The following is a 13,138-nucleotide window of genomic DNA, read 5'->3' as shown; positions in this document are numbered from 1 at the left end:
CCCGATAAAGCGTTGGTCTACTGTGCAATCTCGTTCCGCCTGCCTTCTCACTCTGAAGCGGATCCGTTGAAACCCGCGATCCGCATTCAAAGACAGTAAATTCGAGCGTTAGCAGGTTTCGACAGCAGCTCAAAGCTCCGAAGCTATAGAATGGGAGCTATAGAATGGTGCATTAGTGATGGAACCCTGAGGCGTCTTCTTCTGCAAGGGGCACCTGTTTGGGATGAGCCGAAATATGCGCCAATGCCGCTTTCATGTCATCGATCAGTAGCGCGCATAAATCCCCGCTGACACCGTTGCGCACAAGAATGCGCTGAATCGCCTGATCCTCGCAATTAGAGGGCAGTGTGTAAGCCGGCACCTGCCAGCCACGCACCCGCAAACGGTCGGCAAGATCAAAAAGCGTGAAGCCTGGATCACTGCCGTCCTTCAGCTTCCATGACACCGCTGGGATGCCGCGGCTGCGTTCCCCGTCGAAAACGATCTCGAACGGACCCAATGCGGCGATCTCGGCGGCGAGGAACGCCGCGCTGTCATAACAGGCCCCGTGCACCTTTTCGTAGCCCTCGCGGCCGAGCCGGACAAAGTTGTAGTATTGGCAAACAATCTGCCCGCCAGGCCGCGAGAAATTAAGGGCAATGTCCTTCATGTTGCCGCCCAGATAATTGACCCAAAAGATCATTTCCTCAGGCAGATCGCTTTCCTGGCGCCACAGTACCCATCCAACACCGAGTGGCGCGAGGCCGAACTTGTGGCCTGACGCGTTGATCGAGCGCACCCGCGGAAGGCGAAAGTCCCATTCCAGTTCCGTTGCGCAGAATGGTGCTAAAAATCCTCCGCTGGCACCGTCCACATGAATTGGGATATCAAGACCGGTATCGCGCTCCAACTGATCGAGCGCGTCGCTGACGGCTTTTACAGGCTCATACTCACCGGTAAAGGTCACACCGAGGGTCGGAACCACGCCGATCGTGTTCTCGTCGCAGTATTTCAGAGCTTCCTCGGGGGTCATCAGCAACCGCCCCTGCTCCATAGGAATCTCGCGATGCTCGATATCCCAGTAGCGGGTGAATTTGTGCCAGCAGACCTGCACAGGACCCGTCACGAGATTAGGCTTATCGGTTGGCTTGCCATCCGCGCGGCGTTTGGCCTCCCAGCGGCGTTTCATGGCCAGCCCACCCAGCATAGCGGCCTCGCTCGAGCCTGTCGTCGAACAGCCCGTTGCCGGCCCTTCGGGCGCGTTCCAGAGATCAGCCAGCATGTGGACGCAACGTGCCTCAATCTCAGCAGTCTGCGGATATTCATCCTTGTCGATCATGTTCTTGTCGATGCATGCATCCATCAGCTCGTGCACTTCTGGTTCTTCCCAGGTCTGGCAGAAGGTTGCGAGGTTCTGGCGTGCATTACCGTCCAGCATCAATTCGTCGCGCACGGCAGCGCAGACCCAGCGCGGCGATTGCTCATCGTCGGGGAACCCGGATTTGGGTAGCGGCTTCGCCAACGTGCTAGATCCGTAGATTTCATCATCCATGCTGTGAGAACGATTTGTCATTGCTTATCTCCAATCTGTGGTAGAGGCCACGCTCCGGAACCGCCCGGCGCAGGCTGGGTCATGCAGCTTTTGCCTTTTCCAGGGTGTCGGCTTAATTGCCCGACAGGTGATAGAGTTCGCCAAGTGCAATAATGCAGGGAGCGCCAGCCTCTGCTCCCTGGCACGTCAAGACAAGATCTGCGCGATGTAGCCGCCGACAAGGGCAAGCACGGTCGTTATGGCGTAGGATACTGGGTAAGGCACCGCAGCCACCTGACTTTTAGACTGTTCAAGCACTGCATTCAGGCTCGGCGTCGAATTACGCCCGCCCGCGCATGCGCCCGCGTTAATCACAGAGTTCAGTTTGAAGAATTTGTCAGCAACGAAAAAGGCCACGACTACCGGTAGAAGGGCCGCTGTGGTACCTATCAGAGCGAGCCAAATGACAGTGTCCCCGCCTAGCGCCGAAATTATTTTCGGCCCGGTATTCGCACCCAGCACAGCGACGAACACATTAAGGCCGATATCCTGCAGAAAACTGCGCGCACCTTCAGATACCGGCCCGCCGAATTGCGGGTTACGGCTGCGCAAATATGCAACCATGATACCGGCAAGCAGGCAGCCGGCCGAGGTACCAAGTGCGAAGGGAATGCCCGCAATCGTGACACTCAGCGTCCCTGCAATGAAGCCGACCACCATGGCGATCGCCATATACATGACTTCGGTCGTCGCCAGAGTCTGTTCAGTAATGACTTTGCTGCCCAGGGCTTTGCCCGCCCGCTCGATACAACTGTCCGGCCCGGTCAATCGCACTACGTCACCTACGCGGATATCGGTTTGCGGCCCGATTGGAATCTCTTGTCCCGCCCGGAAAACCGCAATCAGCCTAAGACCGTAGGCGAGCGAAGACTTCGCAAGCTCCTCAACGGTCTTGCCTGCGATCTCGGAAGACGATACCGCGATATCTGCAGACTCGATGGTTATATCGCGAGCAACCGGATCGTCGACCTCCGGGCCGACCTCGTTGCCGTGCAGGATCATGTCATGCACATCTGCGCGCACAGTCACGATGTCGCCTTTACGAATTGTCGGGTTATCGAGCGCATCGATAGCCTCACCGTCGCGCTCCACACGCAGGATAGGCGCCTGCGGATGGGCCTCGAAAAGTTCATTGACGCTCTTTCCGATTAGGTTCTCGTTCTCAACCTTGTAGGCGCGGATGTCGAACGGCATGTAGCCGAGCAAGAACGCATGCGGTGTGCCCGGAAGAGGATGGGTGCCGGAACCAGCAAAGGCGTCTTCGGCCTTTTTAGCATCTGAGACAGGGTCGTGCCCAAACATCGCGGGCAGGTAGCGCATAAGCAGGATGATTCCGATGCTCGACAGGATGTAGCTAACGGCATAGCCCGCCGCCATGTTGGCCCCAATCTCATCGGCGGTCATGCCCGGCGGCACCGCTGCCGAGCCGCTTTGCACGGCAGATTCCGCGACCCCAAGGACGGCGGTGATGGTGTAGCTGCCCGAGATCAGACCCGCTGCGAAGCCGGATTCTAGCCCGACGAGATGTGCGCCACCGACGCAAATCACCCAGTTCAACGCCCAGATGATCACCCCACAGACAATCGCCGCTAAGCCACCGGATTTTAGACCTGCAAAGAATTTTGGCCCGACCCCGAGCCCCAGCGCATACATGAAGAGCGACAGGAAGATGGTCGCAACAATACCTGGGATCGCATAAGTCATGCTAAAAGCGATTTGCGCAGTCATCGAGATTACGACGGCGACAAGCAGCGTGCTGGCGGTTGAACCAAGAGAAATGGGGCCGAGTTTGAGTCGCCCGAGTGGGTACCCAATGGCAAGCGCGAGCAGAATAAACACCCATTGCTGCGCGTCGAGGAAAGCAAAGGCACCTTCGATACCACGTTCCGTCACCGGCTCGATGAACTCGAAGACACTACCGATAGCCCGCTCGCTCACCTGCTCGAAAGATCGCAGGGTTCCGCCCTCTGCTGTTCCCCCATCTTGCGCATGCGTGGTAGTACTTACAGAGGCGAAAAGTGCAGCGGCTGGAAGCGCCCAAAATCTGGCGCTTATCAAGGCAATTGGCAAAGAAGAAACGTTGAGCATGCAGTTCCCCCGTTCTTAAAAAACTCGCCAAAGGGGCCCGATTCTGCCGCCGGACACGGCCTCGACAAAATCGGGGCTCAATAAATACCCGTGGCTACGGCCTCCTCTGGGAGCTCAGCGCAGAAAGCGTCCGCAGGCCTGCAGTGTCTGCTCGTTGCGATCAAGGCTGACCGTGAGTGGGAACGTCCACCCCACCATGCTGTCCTGGCAAGGCTCCGAGGCAAGCGTGACCTTCACTTCGTGACCCGAGGATTCAGCATGGTAGCCTGCCTGGTCGGCCAACACCTCGACATCCTCGAAAACGTGGCGATTGGCGCCATGGTCAAGTGTCAGGAACATTACTCCTTCTTCCTCTATGACTTCGACGTGCCAGCCCGGCTCGTTACCCACGGCCCTGAAATCAACCCCGTCGAGCATCGCCTGGGTCCAAGGAGAAACGCTGTCGCGCAGCGAGCATTCGACACTGTCATCATCGGCAATGGTCAAGCGGGCCTGATCGGTACCTCGGGTCCAAAACTCAATTTCACCGTCGTCATATCGAGCCCCTGATGCAGCGGGCACCAAAGGCAGCTCGGCTTTGCCCCAGGGCAAGGACAGGGTGGCTTGATCGCCCATCTCAAAGTTTGCGTCCACAGCAATATCACCGCACTGGAAAGAGTGCCATTCGACGGCCAACGTTTCTGAGCCCATGCCCTGTGCACTGGAATCGACGCCGATCAGTCTTATCTCCGATACGTTGGTCTGATTCGATGAAACCGGCACCTCAGCTGCAAATCGCGGAGTAGCATCGGGCAAGTATAGGGTCAACTGCAGCAGATATTGATTATCGGAGCTCATCAGGTCTTGATCGATGCGCAAGTCAAAAGGATAAGGCGGCGCCCCCACATCTTCCATTCGCTCGACAACCAAGCGGTCACCGCTAACCTCATCAACCAGTGCGATCTCGAGAACCGAGTCGGGCGGCATCATAATCCGCTCCATGTAATGCGCCTCACCAGAGATCTCGACCTCCGTTGTCGGTTCCGGCTCAGGTTCCCCGCTACAGGCGGCCAGGAATACAACTGTTGTTACCCACAAAAGCTGCTTCATCTCATGCACTCCAATGCTTGTTAATGGTGCAGCTAGGCACAGTGTGCCCGCATTTATATCAACACTTTAGTCCAGAGTGCTGATCCACACGTCGTTCCCAACATCACAATTGGGCTGGCACATCGCGGTTGGTGAGACGGCCAGTCGCGAAGGCGAGGCCGGTCGCAGCAGCGAAAGTATCAGCAAAGGCTTGCTCACGGAGCAAACGGACGTCGTTTAGCCCGATTTTAGACTGACTGACCTCAGCCAGCGTCGCGAGACCATTTTCGTAAAGTCCTAGGGCCGTCTCATAGGTTTCTTGCCCAGCTTCGAGCAGTGGGCCGGAGGCCGTGTAGGCCGCTAAGCTGCTGTGCAGCAAACTGTAGGCTTCTACAATTTCCTGTGCGGCCAAATTGCGGATCTCAAGGAGATCTTGTTTAGCCGCCTCGGCCTGCATACGCGCTTGCCGCTCCTGGGTCTGGCGCAGCCCCCCATCGAAAAGGGGCATGGTAAACACAACGCCAGCTATAGCCTCATCAAGTGTTCTATTCATCGAGGCACTTCCGCCGAAGCGACTATCGCGGAGGCTAACGCCGCCGATTGCCCTTCCAACTTCTGCCACTGCCGCGATCTTGGGTCTCGATGCTGCAGCCACCAGATCCACTTCCGACCGGGCGGCTCGCACCCGAGCCAAAGCAGCCTGAATATCAGGCCGCTGGGCCAGCGAGGTTTCGATCAGTTCGTCAAGCGGCATAGGTACCTCTTCCGGCAACTGCCTATCAGAGAGCTCCGCTACCCGCATTGTGGTTGCTGGCGATAAGCCCATGGCGTGCATCAGCGCCATCCGAATTTTTTCTTCTCGACTTTCGGCCAGCGTCAGATCGAACTGGGCTCGGGCCTCGATCTGTCGTGCCTGAGCGACTTCTGCCCGAATCGCCAAGCCTTCTCGAAGTCTGCCTTCAGCAACTCTGCGTAGGGTTTTGGCATCCTCCACCCGTTCTTGGTCGATGCGTGTTTCCGCGCGTGCTGCGGAATACTGAAAGTAGGCCTCGCTGACTTCGAAGATGACCCTTTGGTGGACGCCGTGGAAAGCGATATTGCCGCCGATAGCAGCCTGTTCTGCAATTTCCAGAGCGGCGTCTCGCGCACCAAAATCGAACAGCAGCCACTCTACGGCAAGATGGGGTATTACTTGGTATCCGGTCGCTGTCAATCGCCCTGTTCCGATTCCGAGTTCCGGAATTGCCTGTTCGGGACGTGACACGGTTTCATAACCCGCTAGCACATTGGCTGACAACTGTGGCAAGTAGGAAGCTTCAACGACATTCACTGCGAGTGCGGCTTCACGGGCGCGCAGCCAAGCAGCACGGGTCGCCGGCTTGGTGCGCTGCGCGATGTCGATCAACTCCGGTAGAGTGTAAATCCGCTCCGGATCGATAGCGACCGACGGTTCAGTCGGAAGCTGCTGACCGATGAAGGTAGAGGCCTGGTCTTCTGCCAACGACAGATCGGCAGGTAGAGAAAAATCCATGGCGCCGGTTGCCGTTTGCGACGAACCCAGGGGTGTCGAGGCGTCGGGCGAGGTCGGGTGGATCGTCTGTTGCGCGCAGCCCACTAACCCAGCACAAAGCGTGACAAGTGCGATTCGATGAAGCTCAACTCTCATTCACTTTCCCTTCCCCTGTCAGTATCCCGACCAGAACTCGTGCGCGGTCGTATATGGCGTCACTGGTACCGTTGGCTGTATAGGAACCAGCCGGTTGGTGCTCAGTTGATGTCTCTAGAGCAGCGGCAAGGAGGCCTGCATTCTTCCCACTCATGAGCGGCAGCAGCCGCGCTAGCTGCTCGGTGGCAGCGAGTCGCTTGGCGCCGGCTGTTTGCCGGTCAGTAGCAGACCCAAGCCACTCGAACGTCATGACCTCCTCGGCGTGGCGCGCAGCACCAATATGGCGGTACATATCATCAAGACGATCCTCGCCGCGTAGCACCTCGGTCATTACCGCGAGCGCGGCGTCAGTCTCGCTATCGCGGATATCGTTCGCACTCTCCGGCCAGATCAAGGAGAACACGAGCCCCATGATGCCGATGCCCACGAGAATGCCGAGCACTCGATAGCCCGCGTCTGAGAGATCATAGTTCGGTCCGAATTCCAGCGGTGATCCTGGCAGCACGCAGATGAAAAAGGCGAGTGCCATTTGAAAGCCTGCATACTGCACGCGGTACGACCCTGTCGCTACCCAGCCAGCGATCAGGCTGCCCGTGGCGATAAGCAGGAAAAGGTGTCCAGGGTCATTAAGGTGCGGCATCACGAAGATAACGGCGAACGCCCCCATCGCCGCCCCTATCAGACAGCCAATGACCCGCAGGGTACTTTTGTGGAAGGTTTCGCCAGAGGTGCCGAGTGCGACGACGAAACAAGTGACCATCGCCGTATGGATCTCGAACAGACCGATGCTGGTGTACAAGGCATAGGTCAGAAAGACAGCAAGCAGCACCTTGAGCGCAAACTGGGTGTAAGCAGGATTCTCAAAAGCATCCGGTTTCAGAAACGAGCTTTCGGCCTCGGATCTCGCGGGGGTAGTTACGCTAGCGGCGTTGCGGGCGGCAACAAAGGCACGGGCAGCATCGGCGACCGGGCCAGTACCCGCGGGCAGGGGCGGCGCCGAACCCCCGGCCATCCGGCGCAGCAAGGGCGCCATGTCGGGTTCGGGTCGACCTGCTGCTGTAGCCGCCTGTGCTGTAGCGAGCAAATCGAAGCTCGCCGCGAGCTCCGCTACGAGCCGGTCGTGCTCCTCTTTCGATGCCAGAGCAAGCAGACGCGCCATACCAGCATGCTTTTCGGCCGCCTCATTGCCTTCCTGTAGCAACCGGTCGGTTGGAGCAGGATCACCACCTTCAGCAAGGCGCGCAGACTCGCGCAGTCGATCACGCACCCGCTCGCGCACTAGGCGCAGTGGGCTGCGGCCGAAAAACACGTTGAGGGCGACTAGCAGTACCATCGGCACAAAGACCACCATCCACACCCAGGCCAGGCCACGCAGCACCAATTCCGGCATGGAGATGTAATCGTAGAACGTCAGGATAAACACGATGATGAAACCCAGCAGACCGGCGGGTTCACCCAGCTTGCTAGCCCGTGCCAGCCACATGAAGCCAAAGGTAACCGCTCCCATCATCGCCAGCCGCAGTGCAGGCGCATCGGCGACGAACATCATGAGGAGGATACTTAAAGCGATGAGGACTGTCGCCGCAAGGATCAGGCCGACGCCAATCCCAATGTTCTCGCCCGCATTGTCTCGGTACATCAGGAAGATCAGATAACACGAGAGCAGCGCCAGAGGCACCTGCAGGGCCATTGCAACAACCGCCGTCAGTCCGCATAGCAACGCAATGTGCAGCGTCATCTCCAAACGCCCGTCATAGGGGCGCAGGTCGTCGATAATTATCTGCAACATACCGTTCGACGAAGTGTCGGCGTGGCTACTCATGCTCTTCAGCCGAGTGGATGGTGACGGAGGCGGAGGCACCAACGCGCATTAACTCTTCGGGTGGCTCCTCAAGGCGGATGGTGACCGGAAACCGCTGCGCGACCCGTACCCAGTCGACTGAACTGTCGATGACCGGCAGGCCGAGAATACTGATGCTATCAGTGGTTCTGACCCCATAGCCGAGGCTCTGGACACGACCGCTCAGGCGCTGCGTTGGGGCCGACATTACGAAGACATCGACCGGCGCGCCGACGCGGATGCGCGGTAATTCGGTTTCACGAAACAGAGCCGTGACCACCCAGTCTTCGGTGTCGATGAGCGAGAACAGCGAAACACCGGTCACCACATACGTGCCGACACCGAGATCAAGCCCAGTGATACGGCCCGAAATTGGTGCGCGCACTTCAGTCCTGCGCAGTTCGCGTTCGGCCAGTGCCAGGCTGGTGCGTGCCAGATCCACTTGAGCCTGAGGGGCATCGAGCGTCCCGATCATGGTTTGCGCTGCCAACTGCTGGCTCAATGACTCATCAAGCGAGATTAAAGCATCCCCGTGAACCGTGCGCGCGGTATCAACTTGCTGGGCGGTCACCATGCCTCGCGGCAGCAGGTTCTCCAGTCGCTGCAGCGACTGACGAGTGAGATCAACGTGATTGCGGGCACGATCGATCTGGCGACTGGCAATCTCAGCATTGGTCTGTTGAACGGAGAGTAAGCGACCACCGGTCTCGAGTTCGGCTTCGGCAGTGCGTAGCATTGCGCGCGCCTGTTCCACTCGCAGCTCGTAAGGTTCTGGATCAATGCGAAACAGTAGATCTCCAGCTTCTACGAAAACATTGTCCTCAATGAAAACCTCAGTTACATGCCCCGGCACGTTGGTCGATACTGGTGCAATCGTGGCGCTCACCTCGGCATGGTCTGTACGCAGGGTAGTTGTGCGCTGCATAGCCACAAAGATGATAGCAACAATGGCACTAGCGATCAGCGCGAAGCCGATCAGGCGCGCGAGGAGTATTCGCATTCTGGGCCCGCGTGGTGCGGGTGTATCATTCTCGTTACCCGTGTCGTTCTGGTTGCTCATATCGTTCTGGTTGCTCATAGCGCCAGCACTCCAGTCCAAAACGCCCATATCATGATGCCGCTGAAGATTGCCGCACAGAGATAGGTCAGCGGCGGCATCGGCAGATGCTCGTGCAGCCCTATGCGGATAAACAGTAGCCGCAGGACGACTGTACAGATCACTCCGAGCAGGGCCGCCATTAGCCAGACAGGAAAGAACGAACCGTACAAGGAAAGTGTCGGCGAGTGGGCATTCATTGAGCACCCAGCAAGCATCATTGGCAGCAGCAGGATCGCCGACCAAAAATGAAGGGGGTGGCCTACTCTACCGGCTAAAATCATGCGTTCACTTCTCCTTTAGATGCTTGATATGCCTGGACATAGACGCGGGCGATAGATCGAACCGAACGTCCGATGGCGTCGTAGGACTCGTCATCTAGATTGGCGAAAGACACTCGCGCCAACTCAGTAATTCCCGGCAAGCGTGAGAAAAATTGCCGATTCCGTACGCTCGCGGAGCATTTCCAAAATCCATTCCCACATGGCCATATTGCATACTCCCTTTTATTATTCTGCAAATAACGGCGGGTTCCGATCGACCTCACCAGCTATAGCGGGTATTTGTTGCGTTCTTATTTCAGCGTATTGCGTGCAACCTTATCGGGCAATATAAAGTTTTATTAGGCGCTGCTACCACATGTAACCATACGTGGCTGTCAACTCTTGAAATTCTACAGACGGGCCTAGTTAGTTAATGTTTACTTACTTGTGTTGCAAAACAAAGCCGCGCAAATACGTTTGCATATTAATTAGCCATTACCGCGTCTAGTGCGGCGCGATACCCTTGTACGCCCAGTCCGGCAATCACGCCGTCAGCACGAAGTGAAACATAGGAGTGGTGCCGAAAGGTTTCACGCTTATGAACATTAGATAGATGCACTTCAATCACTTTGCCATCAAACGCATTCAACGCATCAAGTATCGCAATGGATGTGTGGGTATAGGCCGCCGGATTAATAATAATCGCTTGGGTACCATCAAGACGTGCTGCGTGAATAGCGTCGATCAGCTCACCTTCGTGATTACTTTGCTGACAGGTAATATCCCACCCTGCCATCACCGCTTTCTCCCGTAGAAGGTTATTCACATCTTCTAAGGTGTCGTAGCCGTATATCTCGGGCTGGCGGCTACCCAGCAGGTTGAGATTAGGGCCATGTAAAACCAAGACTTTTCCCTGACTCATAACGTTCTCCTGAACGGTTAGGCCTAACTTAAACCGCTAAAATAGCGGCATGGCCCCGTTCTATCACCTTCCTCCCAACACTGCCAGCGCCTGAGCAGTGTGGGTAACTGACACCAATGCTAATCGATACTTAAAAGAGTGTACTGGTATCGTGCAAAGCTTCATTTCTTGTCTGTTTAATCGCCATAACTATGTCCTAGAAAAGCACCTAAACACTCCCGTGAAGCGATTACACTAATATAAAATCACCACCAAAGGCCTCGACATGACGCTCCCTCTTTATTTGGGCCTACCTATGTGGGCTAACCAGGATTGGCTTGGTACTCTCTACCCACGGCATGCCAAGACAGACCTGTTAAGCGATTATGCAGCGGTCTTTTCAAGCGTTGAGGGCAACACGACGTTTTATAGCGGCGCACCAAAGCCGGAAACGGTGGCCGCGTGGGCGCGCCAAACACCGCCCCATTTTCGTTTCTGCTTTAAACTGCCCGCCACGGTTACCCATGACCAGCGTTTAACCCAGCCAGAAAATGCCTGGGCATTTCTAGATGCACTCTCGCCCCTGCATGATCGTCTTGGTCCCACCATGGTTCAGTTACCACGCGATTTTGGCCCTTCAGAGCTGCCCCAGCTAGAAACACTCCTTGCGCAATGGCCTGCTCACTTGCCTTGCACAGTGGAGGTACGTCACCCCGCTTTTTTCCTCAAAGGAGACGCAGAACAAGCCCTTAACCGCTTGTTAATAACTTATTCAGCTAACCGCGTGATGCTCGATGTTCGTCCGCTGTTTTCAACCCCTGCCACTGACTATCCTGGCTTAGCGCATGCTCAGCAAGAAAAGCCGAAACTCCCACTACACGTGCTTTCCACAGCGAATTATCCGGTCATTCGCTTCATTGGCCATATTGACAAAACAATTAATACAGGCTATTTCACGCCCTGGATTGACCGCCTCAGCCTGTGGATAAGTCAGGGGAAAACCCCTTTCTTATTTGTGCATACTGCCGATAATCGAGCGTCACCAGAAATGGCGCGCTACTTGTACCATGAAGTTCAACGCCGCATCAGTTTGCCAGCACTTTCGTCGTTCGCCGGTGAGAAGCAGAGCCAACTGTTTTGACCGATCTTTTTAGGCTAACTGACTGGCAACCCCTACCATGATCGGATAAATTGCGCGTACTTTCGGGAAATAACGCTGGAACCTCTCTATTTTCCGAAAATCGGCACATTAGGCTAATAACGCCTTATTACAATTAACGAAACAGGTGATTTCATGGCAAAACTTGCACATGCACAGTGGTCATCGCGCATGGGATTTGTGCTGGCGGCCGCTGGTTCAGCCGTTGGCCTTGGCAACATTTGGCGCTTTTCTTACATGGTGGGCGACAGCGGTGGTGCCGCTTTCGTACTCGTCTACCTTGCTTGCGTAGCGTTGGTGGGCCTGCCCATTTTGGTGGCTGAATGGATGATTGGTCGTCGTGGCCAGAAAAATCCAATTAACACCATGGCGGACCTAGCAGCCGATCATGGTAAATCCAAGGCGTGGGCATTAATCGGGGTGAGCGGCGTATTAGCGGCGTTCCTGATTCTGTCTTTTTACAGCGTCATTGGGGGCTGGTCGCTGAACTACACCCTCAGTTCAGTCATTGGTACGTTTAACGGCCAAGATGCTGATGCGATTAGTGGCCTTTTTGGCGGCATGCTGGCTAGCCCGATTACCCTGCTGCTTTGGCATACTGCCTTTATGGTCCTCGTCATTGGTATCGTCGCACGTGGCGTAACCAAGGGCCTTGAGAGCGCAGCACGGTTGCTGATGCCTGCTCTGGTTGTATTAATGCTAATACTGGTGGGCTACGGCGTGGCCAGCGGCTATTTTGGCGAAGCACTAGCGTTTATGTTCCGCCCTGATTGGAGTGCCCTGAACGGTGGCGTCGTTCTAGCTGCCATGGGCCAAGCCTTCTTCACCTTATCACTGGGTATGGGCATCATGATGGCTTACGGCTCTTACCTAGGCGAAGACGTTAACCTCATCAGCACGGCACGCACGGTGATCATTCTTGATACGGTGATTGCACTGCTGGCGGGACTGGCGATCTTCCCCATTGTGTTTGCTAATGGTCTCAGTGCTGGAGAAGGTCCAGGCTTGATCTTTGTCACGTTGCCATTGGCTTTCGGTAATATGGCAGGCGGTACTATTCTGGGCTTGATGTTTTTCTTGCTGCTGACCTTTGCTGCCTTAACGTCAGCGATTTCACTGTTGGAACCGACGGTAGAAATGCTTGAAGAGCGCACTGCAATGTCTCGCGTTACCGCCACGTTAGCAAGCGGGATTGGCGTATGGTTGCTTGGCGTTGCCGCATTGTTGTCGTTTAACGTGTGGTCTGAGGTGCTCTTCTTCGGCCTTAATATTTTCGATCTACTCGATACGTTTACCAGCAAGATCTTGCTGCCATTAACAGGCCTAGGGGCAATTGTATTTGTCGCGTGGTGCTTGAAGCGTGACAGTGTAGAGGCCGAGCTGGGGCTTTCGTCCACTGGCGTTAGCGTATGGAACGTCATCGCGCGCTTTGTAGCGCCCGCGGGCGTTATCGCTGTGTTCGTCACAGGGCTACTTTAAGTTTAAGC

10 protein-coding genes are annotated in these 13,138 nt (G+C 56.0%); 2 read left to right on the top strand and 8 right to left on the bottom strand.

The annotated features are described in order from the left end of the window. Positions 1–172 precede the first annotated feature (172 nt). From L1X57_RS06170 to aroQ, 8 genes are all read right to left on the bottom strand, one after another. Positions 173–1,552, bottom strand: a complete 1,380-nt coding sequence (locus L1X57_RS06170) for a glutamate decarboxylase (protein ID WP_009723249.1) — start codon at positions 1,550–1,552, stop codon at positions 173–175. Positions 1,553–1,717: 165 nt separating this feature from the next. Continuing rightward, on the bottom strand, positions 1,718–3,658 hold the full coding sequence (locus L1X57_RS06165) for an aspartate:alanine exchanger family transporter (protein ID WP_234667967.1): 1,941 nt from the start codon (positions 3,656–3,658) through the stop codon (positions 1,718–1,720). Positions 3,659–3,772: 114 nt separating this feature from the next. Then, on the bottom strand, positions 3,773–4,747 hold the full coding sequence (locus L1X57_RS06160; protein ID WP_009723251.1) for an MliC family protein: 975 nt from the start codon (positions 4,745–4,747) through the stop codon (positions 3,773–3,775). Positions 4,748–4,850: 103 nt separating this feature from the next. Further along, positions 4,851–6,392, bottom strand: a complete 1,542-nt coding sequence (locus L1X57_RS06155; RefSeq protein ID WP_009723252.1) for a TolC family protein — start codon at positions 6,390–6,392, stop codon at positions 4,851–4,853. Next, complete coding sequence (locus tag L1X57_RS06150) at positions 6,382–8,214, bottom strand: FUSC family protein (RefSeq protein WP_234667965.1); 1,833 nt, start codon at positions 8,212–8,214, stop codon at positions 6,382–6,384. Before L1X57_RS06150 ends, L1X57_RS06155 begins: the two co-directional genes overlap by 11 nt. Next, entirely contained in the window at positions 8,207–9,232 is a 1,026-nt protein-coding gene (locus tag L1X57_RS06145) for an HlyD family efflux transporter periplasmic adaptor subunit (protein WP_039869057.1), read from the bottom strand. Before L1X57_RS06145 ends, L1X57_RS06150 begins: the two co-directional genes overlap by 8 nt. Positions 9,233–9,306: 74 nt before the next feature. After that, positions 9,307–9,612: a YtcA family lipoprotein gene (locus L1X57_RS06140; RefSeq protein ID WP_009723255.1), complete on the bottom strand. Its 306-nt coding sequence runs from the start codon at positions 9,610–9,612 to the stop codon at positions 9,307–9,309. A gap of 463 nt (positions 9,613–10,075) precedes the next feature. Then, on the bottom strand, positions 10,076–10,513 hold the full coding sequence (gene aroQ, locus L1X57_RS06135) for a type II 3-dehydroquinate dehydratase (protein WP_009723256.1): 438 nt from the start codon (positions 10,511–10,513) through the stop codon (positions 10,076–10,078). Between the two features lie 265 nt (positions 10,514–10,778). Between aroQ and L1X57_RS06130 the strand changes: the two genes are divergently transcribed. Both L1X57_RS06130 and L1X57_RS06125 read left to right on the top strand, forming a co-directional pair. Then, positions 10,779–11,633, top strand: a complete 855-nt coding sequence (locus L1X57_RS06130) for a DUF72 domain-containing protein (protein ID WP_009723257.1) — start codon at positions 10,779–10,781, stop codon at positions 11,631–11,633. A gap of 153 nt (positions 11,634–11,786) precedes the next feature. Then, the gene (locus L1X57_RS06125; RefSeq protein WP_009723258.1) at positions 11,787–13,130 is read left to right on the top strand and encodes a sodium-dependent transporter; all 1,344 of its coding nucleotides are present in this window, start codon (positions 11,787–11,789) and stop codon (positions 13,128–13,130) included. The last annotated feature ends 8 nt before the right edge of the window (positions 13,131–13,138 follow it).

Origin of the sequence: Halomonas sp. TD01 (assembly GCF_923868895.1) — a bacterium.
In the GTDB taxonomy this organism is placed as follows: Bacteria; Pseudomonadota; Gammaproteobacteria; order Pseudomonadales; family Halomonadaceae; genus Vreelandella.
The sequence above is the reverse complement of the archived record's forward strand: the minus strand, read 5'-3'. Positions and strand labels throughout refer to the sequence as shown.

What these genes read in the sequence shown, in the direction of transcription:
- aroQ (WP_009723256.1), bottom strand. Translation starts at nt 10,513, where the DNA reads ATGAGTCAGGGAAAAGTCTTGGTTTTACATGGCCCTAATCTCAACCTG.
- L1X57_RS06160 (WP_009723251.1), bottom strand. Translation starts at nt 4,747, where the DNA reads ATGAAGCAGCTTTTGTGGGTAACAACAGTTGTATTCCTGGCCGCCTGT.
- L1X57_RS06145 (WP_039869057.1), bottom strand. Translation starts at nt 9,232, where the DNA reads ATGCGAATACTCCTCGCGCGCCTGATCGGCTTCGCGCTGATCGCTAGT.
- L1X57_RS06150 (WP_234667965.1), bottom strand. Translation starts at nt 8,214, where the DNA reads ATGAGTAGCCACGCCGACACTTCGTCGAACGGTATGTTGCAGATAATT.
- L1X57_RS06170 (WP_009723249.1), bottom strand. Translation starts at nt 1,552, where the DNA reads ATGACAAATCGTTCTCACAGCATGGATGATGAAATCTACGGATCTAGC.
- L1X57_RS06140 (WP_009723255.1), bottom strand. Translation starts at nt 9,612, where the DNA reads ATGATTTTAGCCGGTAGAGTAGGCCACCCCCTTCATTTTTGGTCGGCG.
- L1X57_RS06155 (WP_009723252.1), bottom strand. Translation starts at nt 6,392, where the DNA reads ATGAGAGTTGAGCTTCATCGAATCGCACTTGTCACGCTTTGTGCTGGG.
- L1X57_RS06165 (WP_234667967.1), bottom strand. Translation starts at nt 3,658, where the DNA reads ATGCTCAACGTTTCTTCTTTGCCAATTGCCTTGATAAGCGCCAGATTT.
- L1X57_RS06130 (WP_009723257.1), top strand. Translation starts at nt 10,779, where the DNA reads ATGACGCTCCCTCTTTATTTGGGCCTACCTATGTGGGCTAACCAGGAT.
- L1X57_RS06125 (WP_009723258.1), top strand. Translation starts at nt 11,787, where the DNA reads ATGGCAAAACTTGCACATGCACAGTGGTCATCGCGCATGGGATTTGTG.